Source organism: Dyadobacter alkalitolerans DSM 23607 (assembly GCF_000428845.1).
GTDB lineage: Bacteria > Bacteroidota > Bacteroidia > Cytophagales > Spirosomataceae > Dyadobacter > Dyadobacter alkalitolerans.
Genome location: NZ_AUAS01000006.1, coordinates 216,873 through 238,250, shown reverse-complemented (window position 1 = coordinate 238,250; position 21,378 = coordinate 216,873). Strand labels below are relative to the sequence as shown.

Here is a 21,378-nt window from a genome sequence, read left to right as displayed (position 1 = left end):
AACAGATAGTTATCTCGCGATTTCTATTTTATATTTCTTCCCTTTCATCTTTTCTGCCGAAATCAATTGCAGCATAGCTTTGGCTTTTCCGCGCTTCACGGCCGCAAACGAAATGTTATCCTTTACTTCGATCAGGCCGAGATCCTGCTTTTCCAGTTTGCCCTTTTGCAAAAGAAAACCTACGATATCCATTTTATTGAGCTTGCTTTTCTTGCCGCCGCTAATGTAAATCGTTACCCAATCCGAAACCGGTGGCACGGCTAGTTTTGCAGGAAAATCCAAAACCTTGGGCTTGCTAATGATGTAATCGGGCAACTTGTCTTCCCTATCCATTAAAATATAAGCCGTCCCCTCTGCTAGCATTCGTGCAGTGCGGCCGTTCCTATGCGTGAATTCGTCGCCTTTCATCGGCAATTCGAAGTGGATCACGTGCTTCATATCCGGAATGTCGAGCCCGCGGGCTGCCAGATCCGTTGCAGCCAGGAAAAGCACGGAACCATTGCGGAAGCGGATTAATGTCCGTTCGCGCTCTTCCTGCTCCAATTTGCCATGGAAAAATGCGCAGTCTATGCCTTCTTCTTTCAAAACTGCGCTGATCCGTTCTACCGAATCCCGTTGATTGCAGAAGATCAATGTTGATTCGGCTCCTAAATAGCTCAGTAACTTTACCAGTGTGGTCATTTTGTCTTTTTCAGCCAAAACCTGAACCACTGTAAGTCCTGCGTTATTGTTTTTATTTGTTACAAAGTCAACGGTAACAGGTGCCTTAATGCTTGTAAACGAGGGGATTTTAGTAGTTGTAGCAGAGACTAAAACCTTCTTTTTAACATTCCTCAAATTCCGGACGATCTCTGACATTTCTTCCTGAAACCCTAATTCAAGAGATTTATCGAATTCATCCAAAATAAGCGTGGCAATGTGTCTGCCGGTAAAGGAATTCCTGCGAATATGATCCAGAATGCGGCCTGGCGTTCCTACAATCAATGCGGGCGCTTCCACCAGACTTCTGATTTCAGTCTGCATATCATGACCGCCATAGCAGCATGTAACTTTAAATCCGGTCGACATTTTCTTCCAGACCTGCTCGATCTGGAGGGCGAGTTCCCGTGTGGGAACGATGACCATGCATTGCACATGATCCGATTCTGGCTTTAACAGGGACGCAACCGGAAATAAAAATGCGAGCGTCTTACCTGAGCCTGTGGGCGCCAGCAGCACCACTTCGCTGCTTTGCTGAATCGCCTCATTGGCCTGTTGCTGCATTTCGTTCAGCGCTGTAATGCCCAGGCCAGCAAGATTTAATGTCGTATTTTCCGGATTTGTCATAGTCAAAGATAAAATTTAGCCCCGGATTAAATCCGGGGCGAGTGGTTGTTTAGTCGTACAAATCTTCGGAGCGTTCCAACATCAGAATTGAGGCCTGCGGAACGATGACGTATTTTTGGCCGTCGTATTCCAGATCAATGGCGTTCCGTTGCAGATATATGGCTAAGTCGCCTTCCTTGGATTGCAAAGGCATGTATTTAACTTTTTCCTCGGTCTCTTTCCAGGGCTCGTCTTCGGCAGCAACCGGAATCGGATAACCCGGCCCAACTTTGATCACATAACCACTTTGCACCTGTTCCCTTTCCGTTACGGTTGGTGGCAGATAAAGGCCACTGTTTGTGCGGTCACTCGGGCTTTTCGGGCGGATCAAAACGCGATCACCCACAACTATAAGGCTTCTTAATTTATTATCGGCTGTTACTTCGTACATTTTTTAAAACGTTAATCTAAAAGACATTAATCATCCATCCCACATCTGGTAACAAAAATTCCAACGCAAATGTTTTTCCTTTTCTCTTCCTAAAACTGAAAATAAATGAACTGATTTTCAGTAATAACACCTAAAAAGTAAGTCAGGAAGGCAATGATGGGAAATAATATGAAAAATACGGCCGTGCTGCGGGTTGGAATTTTCTCGAAGTAATGTTCTTTCCAAAGTAAAAATCCGATCAGGAAAATGCAGAACCACATTTCTACGTGATTGAATGGGCTTAAAATCTGATCTGATAAGGAAAGGTTTCCAATTTTTTCAAAGATCACCATCGAACGGCTGAGTGAGTTCCTGAAAAATATCCAGGCCAATGTTACCAAAGCAAAGGTTAGCAGCACATTAACGGTCCGTACAAAGAAGTTATCGGGTATCTGAATATTCGCCCGCTTCAAATATTTGTCGCGCAGCAGTGCCGTAATCTGGTAAAGCCCGTGCAAAGCGCCCCATATGACAAAGCTCCAACTTGTTCCGTGCCATAATCCGCTGACCATAAACACAATCATCAGGTTGCGGAATTTGATAAACTCCCCGCGCCGGTTGCCTCCTAATGGAATGTATAAATAATCCCTGAACCACGTGGAAAGCGAAATGTGCCATCTTCCCCAAAATTCGGGGATGGACTTAGACTCATATGGAGACCGGAAATTGTCCATCAATGTGAAACCCATTACCCTTGCAGCACCAATGGCAATGTCGGAATAACCGGAAAAATCGCAGTAAATCTGAAATGAATAAAATGCGGTGGCAGTAAGTAGTGTGAGTCCATTATGGTCTGAGGCCGGATCATAAGCGTAATCCACGAAGACGGAAAGCCGGTCTGCGATCACCATTTTCTTGAAAAACCCGAAGGCCATTTGCATCAATCCTGACTTGACGAGCTCAAAATCATATTTGAAATACGAATGAAATTGGAAAAGCATGTTTTGCGGACGCTCGATAGGACCGGCGACCAGCTGCGGGTAAAACATGACATACAATGCATAAATACCAAAATGTCGCTCGGCGGTCTGATGGCCCCGGTAGACTTCAATGGTATAACTCATGGCCTGGAAAGTGTGAAACGACAAGCCGATCGGCAGCAGAATTTTGCCGTCGCCAGTGGTCATCCATTCGGCTATGCGGCTGGGAACGAGCCTCGTTAATGCCGGAACGGCGGGTCGCAGATCAAAACTTGCGAGCACGCTGTTGATGGAATCCTGTAAAAAATCGTAGTATTTGAAGAATGCGAGAATGCCGATGTTGGAAATCAAGCTAATGATCAACAGCAGCTTTTTTCGTTTCTGGTCATTCGATTGTTCAATCCAAATACCTGCGTAATAGTCGATGACGATGGTTCCAAACAGGATCAGGATAAAGATCGGCTTGAAAACCATGTAAAAGTAGCAACTGGCTGCCAGCAAAAGCATCCACCGCCCACGCCACGACAAGCTGAAATAAGCCAGCGTAACAACAATAAAGAAAATGATAAATTGTATATCGGTAAACAGCATCAGCTCAAATGTACTCTCGGTTGACTATCTCCTCTTTAATAATAAACAAAGGGCGATTTTTGGACTGAAAAAATATGCGGAGAACGTATTCCCCAATGATGCCCAGGGCCAGTAACTGCACGCCGCTGAACAGGATAATCACAAACAACAAAGACGTAAAACCCTCGATAACCTGGGCAAAAAACATCTTTTTAACCACAACAACAATGAAATAAAACAAAGAAATCAGGATGGCAATCAACCCTACCCGACTCATAAATTTGATCGGGAATTCACTAAAATTGAAAATCCCGTTGTAAGCAAGCTGGAATAATTGCTTGAACGAATATTTGGATTCTCCCGCAGCCCTTGCATCTCTTTCATACTCAAAACCAACCTGTTTGAAACCGATCCAGGAGCGCATTCCCCTCAAATAACGGCTTTCTTCGGGCATTTTATTCAGAACATCGACAACCCGGCGGCTGATCAATGCAAAATCGCCACTGTCCAGCGGGATTTCCACATAAGAAATGGAACGGAGAATGCGGTAGAACAAATGATAGCCCATTTTCTTCACAAAACCCTCCTTACGCTTCTTCCTAACCGCGTAAACTACATCATTTCCCTCTTTTAATAGTTTATAAAAATCAGGAAGCAATTCGGGTGGATCCTGTAAATCGCCATCGATCACGAAAAGCGCCTCACTTCCTCGCGCGGCTGCAATTCCCGCGGTTAATGCGAGCTGGTGACCATGGTTTCGCGATAAAAATACACCGTGATAACGTTCGTCCGTAAGTGCCAGCTGCCTGATTTTTAATGCTGTATCGTCTTTACTTCCATCATCGATCAGCACAACTTCAATAGACAACGGACTGGAATCCATCAATGCATTGATTCGCTGAATGAGCATGGGAAATGACTCTGACTCATTATAAAGCGGCGCGACAATGGATATCTGAGGGATTTGAGACATTCTTCTGTTTGGCTATTTGACCTATGGCGGCAAAAATACACCTTTCAGCGCATTATCAAGTGCCCGAATGATTTATGGGATTGTAATTTTTCTAAGAATACCGCCTTGGGACTTTCCGTTTTCCACGTGAATGATGCCTAAATCATATGATCCGGGTTTGAGAGCAGTGAGTGGGATTTCGGTGTCGGCCCCTTTGTCATATTGCTTGAAAATGTTCCTGCCTGAGTATGCCTGAGGAGTCATTTTGTAGAAATATAGCTGCCTGGCGTCTCTGACAAAGGCATAATGACCATTGTTACGATTGAGCCACATGCTGCTTTGCGGATCATGAATATGTAAAATGTTGCCGTGTGTGGAGATCAAAATGCCTTCTTCTGCCGGCAGTGGATTTTGTATCTTGCTAATTTCCGTTGCAAGCTTTTCGGGCGCATCCGGATATTTATAAACATCCCAGCTTACCATCTGCTTCATCATGGTGTCCACATAAGCTGCGCTTGCGGAAAACGGCACGTGCCCTAGTCCAAATCCGTTGTGTTCCTGGTTATAACCATTGACTGTCAAATATTTATTCCTTTCCGCAATAACCGGCAGGTAACCGTAAATAGAAAATCCCCAAATGATCACACTCGTGGTTAAAGCAAACTGGAATATCCATTCCTGGACTTGCTTTCCTTTTACAGTATTAATGAATGTAAGATAAGCCACGGTTAGAAACAGCGCAGGATACATTTTGTAATTGCTGACGATCATTACAAAGAAGCCGAAACGTGGTCTTAACAAACCGATAATCAATGCATTGACTACCAAAAATGTCAGAATACCCAGCAAGAACATATCCTGGTTCTTCTTGTCGATTGAACTTTCCTGACCTGTGTAAGGGGTGTTTTTAGGCCGGTTGAATGTGCGTGTAAGCCAGGGAAGGAGTTGTTTATACAACCAAATAGCAACCCAGATCGTCACCAAAAAGCCCATCAAAACGGGCAATGCGGAGCGGACGACAATGGTTTTCTCCGGAAAAAAATCAAACAGACCTCCCAAAAATGCAAAGAAGCCCAAAACGGATAGATGTGGATATTTTGCAAAGAACTCCATGCTGGATTCGTTACCCTGGGCCGACATTCCGTAAAAATAAAGCCCTACGGCAACCGCGCCCGCTATGAGCCAGACGGTAAGCTGTCTGTAATTGGATCTTAAAAGGAGTATCATCACACCCGCCGGCCAAACGAAAATCCCGTTGCTCATGGCATACGTGGCGCATACAGCAGCCAAAACGGCCCAGCCAAACCTTTTCCTGGACAAAAGAAACATGGAAAGGCTTATAAAAAACACCACCGGCTGATGTTGCAAGCTGCATATCGCCCAGAGGAAAACAAGGTGATATTGTAATTGGAACAGCAAAAAAGGAACCGGCAAAAAATACCACCAGTTGATCTTCGTCTTGGCAAAAGAAAGCCAGAAAATCCTTAATGTGCCCAGCGTAAAACAAGCACCTGCAATGTGCAGGAAAGTGAAATTCAAGTGCCCGGTAACCCAATAGTAAGCAAGCGTTACGAGCTTCCCGATCACCATACGGTGTTCGTTATTGGGTTGAAAAAGCAATGTTAACCGGTCGGAAACGGAAGGATCGGTGATCCACTTTCGCAGGAAATCCGGAAACGGGTCAAAATCGTCGTACCAGGGCAGGTTGACGGAAAAATATAAAATGACAAACACCCAAAGCAGCACGGGCAGTGTCATGGCGGCATTTATGGCTAACTTTTTACTGCTGTTCACCTTGCGAATCTTTCATGATAATAACTTTCCTGCCGAAATATCCGGCCATGCATTTGTTCCACCAATGGTCGGGATTGTCCTTGATGTCGTCGTCTACAAATATCGAGAATGGCTTGGAATGGATCGGCGGCAGATAAACGGTGCTTTCCTTGGAGCTGCGCAACATATCATAGCGCGCATACATTTCTTTATCAAATGCTGCTGCTTTCCCGTGAATCAGATCTGAATACATTAAGCGAACATTGGCGCTGCGATAAAATGACAAGCTTATAGAAAGCGTCAAAACTGCGTAAAGTATGCCGTATCGAACCATTGAGAACTGAAAGGGACTGGTAGTGCTTTTTTTGAAATAATGAAAGACCACCCCGATCACATAAAACCAGCCGATCAGGAAAAAGAAATAAACGCAATTAATGACACGCGGCGTCGGCTCAATTCCTACCCCATAATAAGAAGGGAAAAGTTGGGCTGAAAGGACTCCAATGAACAAAAGCACTGCATACCAGACTGGAATTGAAAAATAATTCCTGGCTCCGGCCGAAAGCCTGGAAAGCACAACCAGCCAGGCCAATGAGAAGAAAATGAGCGGTGTACGGAAAATCCAGTCGAAGCTCAGCACCGCAAGCTTTTTGAATGATGAAATAACCGAAAACGGAATATTCCCGCCCAATGGATTGCCGCCGATACGCGCCTGGTTGCCCGGTGAACTAAAATACAAGTAACAGGAAACCGCACAGACAGCCAGCATTGCGATCATAAAACCATCCACTTTCCTGTGGAAAAGAATACGGTATACCCACCACGCGCCAATGAGCAGCACAATGATGAGCAGGTTGGTTTCGCTGCTTCCAATGATGGCAAAAACCAGAAATCCGGCCAGACTGCTTAAAATAACCTTTGCCGTTTGCGTGTCCTGGCGATACCAGCGCAGCACGAGCACGATCCATAGCAGTGTAAAAATGTTTGGAATTGTATAAGTCACAAACGCCGCCATCCAGTAGAATGCCTCGGACATGCTGGCGATTTTAAGGATATAAAGGAAGAAAACAACCCCGGCAAATCCCAAATGCGCCATACGCGATAATGTGGGTGTAAGATGCCTGAAAAGACTGTAAAGGGCGAAAACAACTCCCGAAAGCAGGATAACCGGCAAAATCTTGAAACCATTGATCCAGTGAAAAAGAAGCGGATTGGAATGGTTAAGAAAAATCCCGAAATAACGGCCCGTCCAGCCCGAATAGTAATAATTCATGGCTTCGAACCAGCCGAACTTGAACACCGTATCAATGTAACAATAATCGTCCGCCGGGGAAGGGTGATTAAAATAAGAGAGCGCGAATAAAGGAGCCAGGACTGTGACCATCAATAAAATGTTGATCCAGTTGCCTACGATCCGATATTTTCGATAAAATCTATTCATTTAAAGTTTTTTCAATGATGTAACGAGGACGGCCTTTTACTTCTTCGTAAATCTTGCCAATGTATTCTCCGATCAACCCCAGCGCCATCATGTTGGAACCACTGAAAAACGTAAGCGGCAACATGGTGGAAGTCCAGCCGGGAACGGTGTAGCCGACCAGATAAGAGAAAAGGATATAAGCCACAATAATCATTGCGACCATAAAATTGAAAACGCCAAAATACAAAACCAGGCGCATCGGGAATGTAGAAAAGGACGTAATACCGTTCCACGCAAAAAGCAACATTTTGCTCAGCGGGTATTTCGTTTCTCCGGCTTCACGTTCCAGTCGGTTATAGTAAACCTTATCATTCCGGAAACCCACCAGCGGCACAATGCCGCGCAGAAACATATTGATCTCTTTGAAATTGCCCAACTCCTGCAAAACCCGGCGGTCCATTAACCGGAAATCGGCGTGGTTAAACACAACCGGAACACCCATTTTTTGCATTAACACATAAAAACTTTCCGCAGTAACACGCTTGAACCAGCTGTCTGAACTCCTGTCCCCTCTTACCCCGTAAACCACCATGGCGCCGTCGCGGTGCTTTTCGACCATAGCTGCAATGGCATTCATATCATCCTGCAAGTCGGCATCGATGGTGATAAAGCAATCGAAATTATCGATGTTTTTTTCCAACCCGGCCATAATCGCGCTCTGGTGGCCGAAATTCCGGGATAGTCCTACGCCGATAATGTTGGGATCCTGCTGGCAAAGGGTTTCTATAATGTTCCAGGTTTTGTCGCGGCTTCCGTCATTGACAAAACAAATGCGGCTGTCTTCTGTGATAAGGCCTTGCTGTTTGAGCGAGTTGTAGTAAACGCTCAGTTTGGAATAGGTCAGATGCAATATCGCCTCTTCGTTGTAGCATGGAATTACCAGAAGTAAACGCGCTGGATTCATAGAACACCTTTTAATTAAGTCGACAAAAATAGCAGTAATAAGTTAATATGCTCTTTTTATCGGTTGAGTCTTCGCATTCGGCTGCTCAGATTATTTCCTGACTTCCCCCTTTTTTACCTAAAACCGTATTAATCAGCAGCGGGTAAAGCAACACGGCGAGTAATATGAGCAATGTGCCCATGTAAAATTCGGAAGTCATCCGCTCTTTCTCTCCAAAAAAGAAAAAAGCCAGTGCAATGCCGTAAACCGGTTCAAGATTAATGGTCAGATTGATCAGATAAGCTGAAAATTGTTTCATCAGCTGCGTAGCCATCGTGCTCGCGTAAACCGTGCATATGAATGCAAGGAACAAGATCCAGATCCAATCTTTCGCAACCGGAATGTAAGGTTCACCATTGGACCAGCCCTGCCATTCGAAGATTCCTACAAAAAGCAGGGAGAAAACCGTCGCGCCGATCATCTCGTAAAATGTAATGATATAAGCATCAATGCGTTGCACCAGTCTGCTGTTGGCCACCGTGAACATTGCTGCCAGTAATGCGGAAGCCAGCGCGAGCATTAAGCCCAGCGCATGGTCAAACTCAAATTTGAAAACGACATATAAACCCGCAAACGCCAGAATCCCCAGCCCAACTTCGAGCGGCCGAACGCTTCTTCTATTAACCAGAGGCTCAATTAAGCTCGTCCATAATGATGTGGTGGCCATTCCTGCCAGACAAACCGAAGCCGTGGAAACACGCGCCGAGGCGAAAAACAGCATCCAATGCGCGGATAAAATGAAACCAACCAACAACATCCGGATTACGTCCCTGCTGTCGGCTTTGAATTGCTTCTGCTTAAAGAAAATGATAATCCCCAGCCCAACCGCCGCAAATAAGGTCCGGTAGAAAACCAGGGAAACGGGTGAAATGGTGACCATAAGGCCCACGATGGCCGTGAAACCCCAGATCAGGACCAGAAAATGAAGATGCAGATACGAACGCAGCGCCGTGGGTGAAAACATGGTTAACGGGGCAATGTTTTATACAAAATCAGCCCTATGCATGAAAAAACAATGTTGGGCAGCCAAACCGCAAACAATGTGTTGATCGTGCCTGCCTCGGCCACGCCTTTTGACAAAAGGAAAAATAAAATGTAAATAAACGCCAGCATGAACCCGAGCGCAATCTGCCAGCCTACACCGCGGCGGCTTTTCCTGGCGGAAACAATGACACCGATCGCAGTGAGAATCAGGATCGCGAAAGGCTGGGTAAAACGAATGTATTTTTCAATTAAATAAACTTCCAGACCATCTGCGCCGCGGCTTTTGAGCAGGTCAATGTAAGCATTCAGCTCGGGTAAGGTGAATGTTTCAAAAAGGTTGTAATCACTTTCAAAATCCTTGGGGGATAAATTGATCGTGGTGTCGATTTCTGCACCCGCACGAAGCTTTTCACCCAGGCTGTCCAATGTCCGGACCTGGTAATTTTGCAAGGTCCATTTGCCTTTTTTGGGCTGCCAAACGATTTTATCCGCGTAGAATTTCTGCAAAAGCTTATTGCCTTTGATCGTTTCCATCGTGAATTTATTCCCGGTCTTGGTCATCGTATTATAGCTTTCCAGATACGCATACACGTCCGGGGCGATGGTAATGTGCACATTATGACCGCTGAAATAGAATTCCTGCTTTACATAAGTCTTCTCAAAACTGTTACGGACCTTATTCGCTTTGGGCAAAATCCAGCCTACCTGAACAAATGTGAGACATCCTAAAACCGTTGCGCCGATCATGTAAGGCAAAAGCATCCGCCCAAAGCTGATCCCGCTGCTGAGCATGGCAATGATCTCTGTGCGGGCCGCAATGCGGGACGTGAAGAAAACCGTAGCAATAAAAACCATCAGCGGACTGATGTAATTGATCCAATAAGGAATGAGGTTGAAGTAATAATCAACGATGATCTCGTCGAGGGGCGCCTTTTTTTCCAGAAAGTCATCCACCTTTTCCGTGTAATCGATCATGCAAATGATAAGCACGATCACGAATGCAACGAAAACATAGGTAATCAGAAAATTTTTGATCAGGTAACGATCCAGTATTTTCAATCTCATGGCAAGGGAAGTCTCATCGGCGCTGAACCAGTAAATTTTTGGACACCTCGAGACTGATAAACAACGTCTGACCGCCGTTTATTTGTACAGAAGCTGATTTATCATATTCATTAATTTCCTTCACTTCGATTACGGCACCCAAAGTAATGCCCGACCGGTCGAGATGCTGTAAAAAAGACGGCGCGTGGTCCAGCACTCCCATCATCAACACTTTTTCACCCACCTGAATGTCCGTCAATATGGTATAATCAGGTTCGGTCAGGTTGCCTTTGGCGTCGGGAATAGGGTCGCCATGAGGATCAAATCTGGGATGACCGAGGAATGTGTCCAGTTTCTCGACCAGGATCTCAGATGGGATATGTTCCAATTCTTCCGCAATGTCGTGCACCTCATCCCAGCCAAAACCTAATTTCTCAACCAAAAAAACTTCCCATAGCCGATGCTTACGGATCACCTTGATCGCAACCTTTTCGCCGCTGTCCGTAAGCCTTACACCCTGGTATTTTTTGTAGTGGATTAATCCTTTTTCCGCCAGTTTACGTAACATATCTGTCACGGAAGCGGCGCGGGTGGATGTGCTTTCTGCCAGCGCATTCGTACTCACCTCCACGCCCTCCCGGCCGGAAAGTGAGTGAATGATCTTTAAATAATTTTCTTCTGTGAAGGAGTTTTGCATTGAAGTCATCACCAAGGCATTAATCTTGATATGAACAAAAGTACAACTTACTAATCGGAAAGTAAAAAATTTAGACTACCCTAAAAATATATTTGTAAAAACATTTATCTTTGTTTTTAGTAAACTAAATTGTTTATTACAACGGCTTTAAAAAATGATTGATAGCTTGAAAATCAAAGAACCCTCGCATAATGTAACACCCGGGGAAGGTGGAAGGCTTGCTTCTTTATCGGAGGTGCATTCGTCCATAACAGTTCCGGAAGGCGCAGGATTCTGGAGGAAACTAATGGCCTTTACGGGGCCCGGACTGATGGTCGCCGTGGGATATATTGATCCGGGAAACTGGGCAACGGATATTGAAGGCGGCTCGCGGTTTGGCTACACATTGCTATCTGTGATCCTTATTTCCAACCTTTTCGCGATGCTTTTGCAGCATCTTTCACTCAAATTGGGCATTGCGTCGGGGCGTGACCTCGCACAAGCCTGCCGCGATTACTATTCCAGGCCGGTTTCATTTGTGCTCTGGATACTTTCTGAAATCGCCATTGCCGCCACTGACCTTGCCGAAGTCATCGGTTCAGCCATTGCACTAAACCTGCTTTTTGGGCTTCCATTGCCTGTGGGCGTGGTTTTTACGGCGCTTGATGTGCTGCTGGTTCTTTATTTTCAACAAAAAGGTTTCCGGATTATTGAAAGCATTGTTGCCGGTTTAATGGGCATCATTCTGCTGAGCTTTATCTATGAAATGATTGTTTCCCAGCCTTCTGTAGCCGGCATTGTCGACGGTTTGATCCCAAAAACACAAATCGTGACCGACTCGGGAATGCTGTACATTGCGATCGGGATTTTAGGCGCTACCGTGATGCCGCATAACCTTTACCTGCATTCCAGCATTGTCCAGACCAGGGCGTATAACAGGAATGACGAAGGCAAAAAATCAGCCATACGCTTCGCAACCATCGATTCTACGGTTTCTCTGGCGCTTGCATTCTTCATTAATGCCTCCATCCTGATCCTCGCCGCAACCGCTTTTCACGCAAACGGACACTTTAAAATTGCAGACATTACGGACGCATATCACCTGCTGGATCCGGTTTTGGGCGTAGGTCTGGCCGGGATATTTTTCGCGCTGGCTTTACTTGCTTCCGGGCAAAGTTCTACATTAACAGGCACCTTGGCCGGGCAGATCGTTATGGAGGGATTCTTAAATATTCGTCTCAAACCATGGCTGCGCAGGCTCATAACCCGGGGCATTGCCATCATTCCGGCACTGATCGTTTCATCATTATATGGCGAGAAAGGAACGGCAGACCTGCTGGTTTTCAGTCAGGTAATTTTGTCGTTGCAACTGAGCTTTGCAGTGGTGCCGCTGGTGTTCTTCACGTCCAACAGCAACATCATGGGACGCTTCGCCAATTCGCGATTTCTGACCGTTTTGGCCTGTGTAATCACCCTGATTATTATAAGTTTGAACCTCTTTTTGCTTTGGAAAACCTTCTTTTGAACAACAAACTTTAACTTAGTTTAACAAAGTCTTGCCTGCTCCCCGCCACAACTTGCCGCTCAAAACACATTTCTTCTCGCATACGTTCGGAAAGAAGTGTCTGATTGAAAATTAATTTTATCCATGTAAGAACCTTTTTGCATGCGGTTTCCTAACTTTCGCCGTTTTTTCGACCTAAAGTGAATGGAATCAAAGCATAAATTGAACAAGATTACGGCGGCCGGTGTACTGGTTGCATTCGGGATTATTTATGGCGATATAGGCACTTCGCCCCTGTATGTAATGCAGGCGATCATCCTGAATGAGGTCATCACCGAAGAGATCATTTATGGCGCCATTTCCTGTATTTTCTGGACACTTACTTTACAGACAACCGTCAAATATGTAATCCTCATCCTTCGGGCCGATAATAAGGGTGAAGGGGGGATTTTCGCCCTCTATGCACTTGTCCGAAAGCATGCCAAATGGCTCACCGTCCCGGCCGTCATCGGCGGCAGTACGCTGCTTGCAGACGGGATCATTACCCCACCCATTTCCGTATCGTCTGCCATTGAAGGTTTGCAGCTTATTTATCCAAACATTCAGACGATACCCATTGTAATCAGTATCCTGACGCTGATTTTTGTCATTCAGGCATTTGGAACAAAGGTTGTGGGGCGTGCTTTTGGCCCAATCATGGTTACCTGGTTTGTGATGCTGGGCGTGCTGGGTCTCCATCAGATCATGGAGCATCCGGAAATATTAAAAGCGCTAAATCCTGCCTACGGCTACGACCTGATAACCAAACATCCAGGCGGTTTCTGGATCCTGGGGGCTGTTTTTCTTTGTACAACAGGAGCGGAAGCATTGTATTCAGATCTTGGACATTGCGGCCGGGAGAACATTCGGGTGAGCTGGATTTTTGTAAAAATATGCTTGTTACTCAATTATTTTGGACAGGGAGCGTGGCTTCTTACCGAAATGGGCAACCTTTTGGAAGCACGCAAGCCATTCTATGAAATCATGCCCGAATGGTGGTTGCTGCCCGGCGTTGTAATAGCAACATTGGCAGCGATTATCGCCAGCCAGGCTGTTATAACTGGCTCATTTACATTAATCTCCGAAGCCATACGCCTTAATTTCTGGCCGAAAGTGCGCTTGATTTATCCAAGCGATCAAAAAGGACAACTCTACGTACCAAGTATCAACTGGCTGCTTTGGCTGGGTTGCTGCGGTGTGGTTTTATATTTTGGAAAATCGTCCAATATGGAGGCCGCTTACGGTCTGGCCATTACACTGACGATGATCATGACGACCATTCTTTTCTCTTACTATCTGTATATCAAACGGGTAAATCTCTGGATCGTGATCGCCTTCATGCTTTTCTACTTATTTATTGAAGGCATGTTCTTGGGCGCTAACCTCCTGAAATTCACGCACGGAGGCTGGTTTACGATTCTGGTGGGAACAGTCGTTGCTGGTTTGATGACGATTTGGCTCAAAGCGTTCTACATTAAGCTGCGCTTGACGGAATACACGAAACTGGAAAAATATTTACCGGCCCTGCACGAGCTCAGCCGCGACATTAGTATCCCAAAATATACGACGCACCTGGTATTCATGACCAATGCTTCACGCGCTACCGAGATCGAGACTAAAGTGATTTATTCCATATTCCAAAAACGGCCGAAACGCGCTGACGTTTACTGGTTTATCCACGTTGACATTACGGATGATCCGTACACAATGGAGTACAAAGTGCTGTCGGATGACGACAATAATGATAATGTGATCAAGATCAATTTCCGGCTTGGGTTCCGGGTGGATCAGCGGATCAATATGTTCTTTCGGAAAGTGGTGGAGGATATGGTGATGAACAAAGAAGTGGACATCACCAGCCGATACGAATCCCTTAGCAGACAGAACATTACGGGCGATTTCCGCTTTGTTGTACTGGAAAGGTTCCTGTCATTTGAGAATGACCTGCCGCTGTTTGAACAGCTCGTGATGAAGACTTATTTCTTTGTTAAAGACTTCACTACGTCTGAGGACAAGTGGTTTGGGCTGGACAGCAGTTCGGTGAAAATCGAGAAAGTGCCTTTAATCATCAGGCCGGTTGAAAATGTGAAGCTGCGGCGCGTTTTTAACTGATTATTTCAAATAAACACCTTCTTCATCCGCACGGCTTAAAACCACTTCCACGTGCTCAGTAAGCGTGGTACTCAGCGCATAACCCACGTAATCCGCGTGGATAGGGAATTTGTGATGGCTCCTGTCCACGACAACGGCCACCTGCACTTTTTTCATACTCACTTTCAAAAAGGGTTCCAAAGCAAAAGCCAATGTGCGTCCGGTGTTCAGCACGTCGTCCGCAATAACAATGACCTGATTTTCGATCTGAACATCCTTGTCAAAAATCACAGGGCTCTGAAAATGAATGTGTTTGTCAAAACGCAGCTCAACCAGCTCGACATGCAGCGGGGAAATGTCCGTGAGCTCGGCAACGAGCCTTTTTGCAAAAGCATAACCTTCCCCGGCTATTCCGGCGATGATAATGCTCGTTTCTTCAAAATTATGCTCATATATTTCAAACGCGATCCTGCGGATCTTCTGGCTCGTTTGAAGCGGACTTAATATCTGGCGTTTCTTTGAAATTGTACTGTCGGTCATTGGGTGAGCTTAATGCTTGTTGGGATAAAATTAAGAAGAGAAGTTCTTTATCCAATGCGCAAACATGATTTCCTGCGTCGGCAATTCCAGACTGGCGATGCCCAGTTCAACCTTTTTTTGGCCAATGCGCTCCACCCGGAGCTCCATTAATGCCTGATCATATTTTTTAGAAAACTCGGGATGCGCCTGTATTCCCAACATGCGCTCGCCCACACGGAACATGGCATGTGGGCAGTCGGGCGTTTCGGCCAGTAATGTGGCGTCAGGTGGTAATTGCACCACCTGATCCTGGCACATCATCAGCAAATTAAATGCATCTGTAAATGGCTGCATCCAGCTTTCGCGGGCGGTCAGCTGGAAACGATGCACACCCACACACCAGCCAACCGACGATTTTTCCACTTTGCCGCCTAATGCTTCTCCCAACATCTGGTGCCCGAAACAGACGCCGATAAATGTTTTTTGAGACTGATAAATGTCCACCACAAAGTCTTTTAACCGGATAATCCAATCTTCCTGATCATAAACCGAACTTTTGGAACCGGTGCAAATGTAAATGTCACATTCCTCAACGGACACGGGAAAGTGACCATTGCAGACATCATAGAAATGAAAATCCCACTCCGGCGCCACATTTGAAAACAGGGCCGGAAACATGTCCCGGTAATCGCCCGCTATATGCCGCAGCTCGTCCCGCACGTGGTCGCATTCGAGTAAGCCAACTTTCACCGCCATTATCCGTTAATTTTCAAATGAAATGATTTGGGGCGGGTCAATGCTTCATAACCGACCGTCGAAAGCGTGCAGCCTCTGCCAGAGTTCTTTACACCTGTCCATGCGAGGGCAGGATCCAAATAATCGCAGCGGTTCATGAACCAGGTTCCGGTTTCCACTTGCTCGCCTATTGCCAGCGCAGCGTCCATATCCGATGTCCAGATAGAAGCAGTAAGCCCGTATTGGCTGTCGTTCATCAACTTAATAGCCTCCTCATCACTTTCTACAGGCATAATGCCCACCACCGGCGCGAATGTTTCTTCGGTCATCACATTCATGTTATGGCTCACATTTACAAGCACTTGCGGTGCAAAATAAGGCGTCCCGGACTGGTGTGCAGGGAAGAGTTCCGGATCGATCAATGCCGTAGCACCTTGCGAAATGGCTTCATTTATCTGCTTTTGCGCAAATTCAGCTGCCGAGGTGCGGACCATCGGGCCGAGCGTTGTTTCGGTGTTTGTAGGATCTCCCAAAGTGTAAGTTTTGGTCAATGCTGCAAAGTCCGTAACAAACTGATCGTAAACGTCCTTATGCACATAAATCCGCTCGATTCCGCAGCAAGACTGCCCGGAATTGAAGAAGGAACCGTCTACAAGATTTTCAACTGCGTCCGCCAGATCAGCATCTGCACGGACATAAGCAGGATCTTTACCGCCCAGTTCCAGTCCGCCAATAATAAATCGCTCATTAATAGCCTTCTGCACGGCATGTCCTCCTTCTACGGAGCCAGTAAATGCCACGTAATCAATCCGTTTGTCCATAATCACCTGGGCAACCTGCTCGTGATTTAAATGCAGATATTGAAAAACACCCTCAGGCAAACCGGCATATTCAAATGCGGCGGCATAGCGCTCGGCACACAGTGGTGTTTGCTGCGCATGCTTCAAAATCACCGCATTACCTGCCATAATAGCCGGAATTACGGAATTTACGGAAGTCAGATAAGGATAATTCCACGGCGCAACCACAAAAACAACTCCCAACGGATCCCTCCGGATAAACCTTTTAAACCCGGAAATCTCCTCCACTTCCACATCGGCCAAGGCTTTTGGTGCGATCGAAATCATATATTTGGCGCGTTCCTGAAATCCTTTTCTGATCTCATTGGCCGTATACCGGATGGGCCGGCCCATTTGCCAGGTCAGTTCCAGGCCGATCTCGTCTGCATTGTTGAGAAAATAGTCAACTGCTTTCCGGCAGATCGCTTCCCGTTCATCCAGCGAAGTTTTTCGCCATTCTTTTTGTGCAGCAACGGCCTTGGCCAATGCTGTTTCCACTTGCTGCGGCTCTGCTAGGGTGCGTTCCACATATACGGAGCCGTCAATCGGGCTTATCGTTTTTTGAGTTGCCATAATCAGAGTGGCGTTACATAGGCAGAAGTGATCCCGCCGTCAACCAGAAAATCAGTTCCTGTCACAAATGAAGATTCATCGGAAGCGAGGAACAAGGCGGCATAAGCCATTTCTTTCGCCTCGCCGAAACGGCCCATGGGAATGTGGACCAGTCTGCGTTGTTTTTTCTCTTCTGTATTTAAAAATTTCATCAGTAACTCTGTACGCAACGGGCCCGGGCACAATGCATTGACGCGGATATTTTCGCGCGCATGAATAATGGCCAGCTCGCGCGTCAACGCCAAAACAGCTCCTTTACTAGCCGTATAAGCAACCTGCGGTGTAGCAGCACCTAATATCGCGACGAAAGAAGCAGTGTTAATTATGGAGCCGCCACCTGCACGCTGTAATGCGGGGATGCCATATTTACAGCCCAGGAATACACCTTTTGCATTGATATTCATCGTCAGGTCCCAGATGGATTCGTCGGTTGTCATTGCATTGTCATCGTCGCTGTGCATAATGCCGGCGTTGTTGAAAATGATGTTGAGCTTGCCAAATTTTTCTTCCGCGAATGCAACAGCCGCTTCATTATCAGCAGCTTTGGAAACGTCAGAATGCAGGAAGAACGCCTCGCCTCCGTTAGCAACGATCTCACCGGCAGTTTCCTGTCCGGCCGCATCATTGACATCGGTAACAACAACTTTTGCTCCTTCTTTGGCAAACAAAAGTGCAGTTTCACGTCCGATTCCGCCACTTCCGCCGGTTATCAGCGCAACTTTATTTTCTAAACGCATGGATTTTATGGGGGTTAATATGGATAGTAATTGAGTTATATCTGTTCAAAATACCGCTTTCTTTCCCAGTCCGTCACGGATGTGTCGTACGCCCTTTGCTCGGATCTGAAAAAATGGCTGTAATGTTCGACGACTTCTTTGCCAAATGCATTTTTAGCAAATTCACTGTTTTCAAATAATGTTGTGGCTTCTGCGAGCGTGTAAGGAACGCGCGGCAAATGGGCGGCGGCATAAATGTCCCCAATGAAACATTCCGGTGGCTCTATTTTGTTTTTGATCCCATCCAGGCCCGAGGCTAATGACGCTGCAAACGCCAGATACGGATTGCAATCCGCTCCCGGGATGCGACATTCAATCCGCAAGCTTGCGCCGCTTCCTACTACACGGAAGCCTGCCGTGCGGTTGTCGTAACTCCATGCAAGGCGCGTGGGTGCCCAGGAACCATCTACAAAACGCTTGTATGAATTGACCGTAGGCGCATAAAACGGCATCACATCCGGCACATGCTGAATCCAGCCCCCCAAAAACCATCGAAATACATCCGAACCTTTCACCGGCCCGAATTCCTGATCGCCTACGAAAGCATTTTGGCCATCTTTCCATAAACTCATGTGAATGTGGCTGCTGGAACCGGCCTGGTCGGCTTGAAACTTGGCCATGAATGTGACAGACAGGCCCATTGCATCCGCCACTTCTTTTAGACATTGCTTGAAAACCACATGGTTATCGGCCATAGGAAGCACTTCTGCGAACTTTACATTCAATTCATGCTGCCCCAGCCCCCATTCCCCTTTTGAAGTTTCAATTTCAATGCCCGAATTTTTCAAATGCCGCCTCACCGCAGAAGTATATTTTTCATTACGCGTTCCTTGCATAATGTGGTAGTCTTCAAGATAATAGCCTGCCGGTGTCAGGTTTTGATAATTTTGCTGGAATGCTTGTTTATAGCTGTTTTCCAACAGATAATATTCAAGTTCAGAGGCTGCAAAGCATTGTAAACCATCTGCTTGCAATATTTCCAGCTGTTTTTTCAAAATCGATCTTGGACCGATTGACTCCAATGCATGCAATTTCTCATTATGCAGGTCACAAATGACCAATGCCGTCTTGTCCAGCCAATCCGCGATCCGCAATGTTGCGAGATCGGGCACGAGGTGAAAATCACCATAACCAAGCTCCCAATTGGCATATTTATAACCCGGAACGGGGTCCATAGCCATGTCTGTTGTGAGCAGATAATTGCATCCGTGGGTGCCTGATTTAATCACCGAATCGAGGAAATAATCAGCGTCCACACGCTTACCCATAAGGCGGCCATAATGGTCTGTGAAAGCAACAACGATGGTTTCTATCAACCCTTCCCCGATCTTAGCTGTAAGTTCTTCTTGCGTAAGGAATCCTCTTATACTCATTGGAAAGGGTTAATTTTTGAAATTGATATCAACGCAACTTGTCTATTTTGGTATTAAGCGGAAACTTCAAAACCACTTTTTTTCCCGATGCTTTTTCCAAAACCGGGGTCAGTATTTTGCGGGCATTGACCTGGGTCTGTTCCAAAATTCCCATATCAAGAGCCGATCGCTGGATTTGCTTTTCCGCCTGTTTGTATGCTTCCTGAACGAGCTTGGCTTCTTCATTGAAAGCATATTCCGTATTGTAAACCCTTGATTTACTATGATCTATCTTAAAAACACAAAGTTCCGGCTCAGGCATATTCACAACCAGTGTTTCCGCTTCGGATGTAATGTCGGCAATTTCAACTTTGGTCAGATCAATACAGCCGATCGCCTCGCCCTGGACGATCAGTATGGCCTTTGCATTCGGCAGCCACATTTTTGTAATCTGCTGTTCTACAACATCTTTGAAGTTATATTTTACCAATTCCAATTTACCCATTGCCGTTATTTCCTGCAAAACCAGCGCGTGCGTCGTCTCGGATTTGTCCTGGCTGCTCAGCCAATCCGGCACCCAGTTACCCGCCCTGAAATTGCTCCATATCGATTGAAGCCCGGCCAGCAAAAGGATCAACACAAGCAAACGCACTATCCAACGCATATCATTCTGTTTTAATTAATAATCCGCTCTTCCTCGTTCAAACGCGCCATCCGCTGTGCAATGATACTCGCCGCAATCAGTTGTAAAGCATGATAAATCATGATTGGAAGCAGCATTAACCCTGCCTGAGCGCCTGGAAAAAGCACTTTTGACATTACTGCGCCCTGCACCAGGGATTTTTTGGAACCGCAGAATACAGCCGTGATCCTATCCTCATGGTTGAAATGTAACAGGTTGCTGATGAATGTGAGCAGGAAATAAATCCCGAAAAACAGCGACAGCATTCCTATCCCTAAAAATACAATTTCTTTTAATCCCAGCGAACTAAACAAATGCTCTCCGAATGATTCGCAGAAAGACGTGTAAACGATAAGAAGAATCGAAGACTGATCGAAATAGCGAATGTATTTTTTGTGCCGCTCGGCCAGATGTCCCCACTTTTTGTTCAATGCAATGCCTGCACAAACTGGTAATAATACTTGTAAGGACAGCTTTCCGACTACTGAAAGCAGATCAAAATGGCCGGGGCCGGCGTGCCCTGTGCCCGCATCCATCACCAACCCCATCCATAATGGTGTCAGAAAAACGCCGATCAGGCTTGAAATGCTTGCGTTGAAGATGGCTGCGGGAATGTTGCCTTTTGCGATGGAAACCATGACAACGGACGATGACACCGTGGAGGGAAGCGCAGTCAGGAAGAATATTGCCAGCCATAATGTCTGGCTGGCATCTGATTGGAAAAGGGGCCGGAAAGCCAGGGCGAGCAATGGAAAAAGGACGAACGTGGATAAATGCACCATCACATGCAACTTCCAGTTGACCAGGCCCGCACGCAGTTTTTCAGGGCTTAACCTTAACCCGTAAAAGAAGAAAATGATTGAAACGGCAATGGTAGATATCTCTGAAAGCGGCAGTGGACTGTCCTTCATGCCGGGATATGGCCAGAGCCAGGCCAGCAGGATCATGCTTAGCAAGGCAAGCATAAAGCCGTCCAAACCTGCTTTTTTGGCTGTATCAAATATTTTACTCATCGGTTCCCAATATAGGTCGTTTCCTATAGAAGGCGAAAAGTTTAATCTAAAATTCCTTTCAGGACGAAATATTTTACCT

19 protein-coding genes are annotated in these 21,378 nt (G+C 46.1%); 2 read left to right on the top strand and 17 right to left on the bottom strand.

Annotation, left to right across the window (positions count from 1 at the left end; genetic code table 11):
- Positions 1-9: 9 nt before the first annotated feature.
- From G395_RS0114300 to G395_RS0114255, 10 genes are all read right to left on the bottom strand, one after another.
- Entirely contained in the window at positions 10-1,326 is a 1,317-nt protein-coding gene (locus G395_RS0114300; protein ID WP_026630670.1) for a DEAD/DEAH box helicase, read from the bottom strand.
- A 49-nt stretch (positions 1,327-1,375) separates the two neighbouring features.
- The gene (locus G395_RS0114295; RefSeq protein ID WP_026630669.1) at positions 1,376-1,756 is read right to left on the bottom strand and encodes a co-chaperone GroES; all 381 of its coding nucleotides are present in this window, start codon (positions 1,754-1,756) and stop codon (positions 1,376-1,378) included.
- A gap of 89 nt (positions 1,757-1,845) precedes the next feature.
- Entirely contained in the window at positions 1,846-3,306 is a 1,461-nt protein-coding gene (locus tag G395_RS0114290; RefSeq protein WP_026630668.1) for an MBOAT family O-acyltransferase, read from the bottom strand.
- A 4-nt stretch (positions 3,307-3,310) separates the two neighbouring features.
- Positions 3,311-4,258: a glycosyltransferase family 2 protein gene (locus G395_RS0114285; RefSeq protein ID WP_035361349.1), complete on the bottom strand. Its 948-nt coding sequence runs from the start codon at positions 4,256-4,258 to the stop codon at positions 3,311-3,313.
- 72 nt (positions 4,259-4,330) lie between these two features.
- The gene (locus G395_RS0114280) at positions 4,331-5,995 is read right to left on the bottom strand and encodes a hypothetical protein (protein ID WP_051350179.1); all 1,665 of its coding nucleotides are present in this window, start codon (positions 5,993-5,995) and stop codon (positions 4,331-4,333) included.
- Between the two features lie 22 nt (positions 5,996-6,017).
- Positions 6,018-7,451, bottom strand: coding sequence for a DUF6056 family protein (locus G395_RS0114275; protein ID WP_026630665.1), 1,434 nt, complete (start codon positions 7,449-7,451; stop codon positions 6,018-6,020).
- A complete protein-coding gene (locus G395_RS0114270) occupies positions 7,444-8,394 on the bottom strand; it encodes a glycosyltransferase family 2 protein (protein WP_026630664.1) in 951 nt (316 codons plus the stop codon). The genes G395_RS0114275 and G395_RS0114270 overlap by 8 nt, the downstream gene beginning before the upstream one ends.
- Before the next feature lie 85 nt (positions 8,395-8,479).
- Positions 8,480-9,397: a DMT family transporter gene (locus G395_RS0114265; RefSeq protein ID WP_026630663.1), complete on the bottom strand. Its 918-nt coding sequence runs from the start codon at positions 9,395-9,397 to the stop codon at positions 8,480-8,482.
- 2 nt (positions 9,398-9,399) lie between these two features.
- Positions 9,400-10,476 (bottom strand): LptF/LptG family permease, encoded by a 1,077-nt coding sequence (locus G395_RS0114260; RefSeq protein WP_026630662.1) that lies wholly within the window; start codon positions 10,474-10,476, stop codon positions 9,400-9,402.
- A gap of 19 nt (positions 10,477-10,495) precedes the next feature.
- The gene (locus tag G395_RS0114255; RefSeq protein WP_026630661.1) at positions 10,496-11,158 is read right to left on the bottom strand and encodes a metal-dependent transcriptional regulator; all 663 of its coding nucleotides are present in this window, start codon (positions 11,156-11,158) and stop codon (positions 10,496-10,498) included.
- Between the two features lie 154 nt (positions 11,159-11,312).
- Here G395_RS0114255 and G395_RS0114250 point away from each other — a divergent pair, with 154 nt between their 5' ends.
- Together G395_RS0114250 and G395_RS0114245 are read left to right on the top strand one after the other, a co-directional pair.
- Positions 11,313-12,662 carry an Nramp family divalent metal transporter gene (locus tag G395_RS0114250; protein WP_026630660.1) on the top strand — a complete coding sequence of 450 codons (1,350 nt, stop codon included), beginning with the start codon at positions 11,313-11,315 and terminating at the stop codon, positions 12,660-12,662.
- A 183-nt stretch (positions 12,663-12,845) separates the two neighbouring features.
- Positions 12,846-14,792, top strand: coding sequence for a KUP/HAK/KT family potassium transporter (locus G395_RS0114245; RefSeq protein ID WP_026630659.1), 1,947 nt, complete (start codon positions 12,846-12,848; stop codon positions 14,790-14,792).
- On the opposite strand, the gene G395_RS0114240 is transcribed toward G395_RS0114245, so the two are convergent.
- The 7 genes from G395_RS0114240 to G395_RS0114210 are packed head-to-tail and all read right to left on the bottom strand — an operon-like array spanning position 14,793 to position 21,299.
- Complete coding sequence (locus G395_RS0114240; RefSeq protein WP_026630658.1) at positions 14,793-15,311, bottom strand: phosphoribosyltransferase family protein; 519 nt, start codon at positions 15,309-15,311, stop codon at positions 14,793-14,795.
- Positions 15,312-15,341: 30 nt separating this feature from the next.
- Entirely contained in the window at positions 15,342-16,046 is a 705-nt protein-coding gene (locus G395_RS0114235) for a glutamine amidotransferase-related protein (RefSeq protein WP_051350167.1), read from the bottom strand.
- Entirely contained in the window at positions 16,046-17,437 is a 1,392-nt protein-coding gene (locus tag G395_RS0114230; RefSeq protein ID WP_026630656.1) for an aldehyde dehydrogenase family protein, read from the bottom strand. Before G395_RS0114230 ends, G395_RS0114235 begins: the two co-directional genes overlap by 1 nt.
- A gap of 2 nt (positions 17,438-17,439) precedes the next feature.
- A complete protein-coding gene (locus tag G395_RS0114225; RefSeq protein ID WP_026630655.1) occupies positions 17,440-18,213 on the bottom strand; it encodes a glucose 1-dehydrogenase in 774 nt (257 codons plus the stop codon).
- 35 nt (positions 18,214-18,248) lie between these two features.
- Positions 18,249-19,625: a glutamine synthetase family protein gene (locus G395_RS0114220; protein ID WP_026630654.1), complete on the bottom strand. Its 1,377-nt coding sequence runs from the start codon at positions 19,623-19,625 to the stop codon at positions 18,249-18,251.
- Between the two features lie 28 nt (positions 19,626-19,653).
- Positions 19,654-20,268, bottom strand: a complete 615-nt coding sequence (locus tag G395_RS0114215) for a DUF4230 domain-containing protein (protein ID WP_026630653.1) — start codon at positions 20,266-20,268, stop codon at positions 19,654-19,656.
- Positions 20,269-20,279: 11 nt separating this feature from the next.
- The gene (locus G395_RS0114210; RefSeq protein WP_026630652.1) at positions 20,280-21,299 is read right to left on the bottom strand and encodes a bile acid:sodium symporter family protein; all 1,020 of its coding nucleotides are present in this window, start codon (positions 21,297-21,299) and stop codon (positions 20,280-20,282) included.
- Positions 21,300-21,378: the final 79 nt, after the last annotated feature.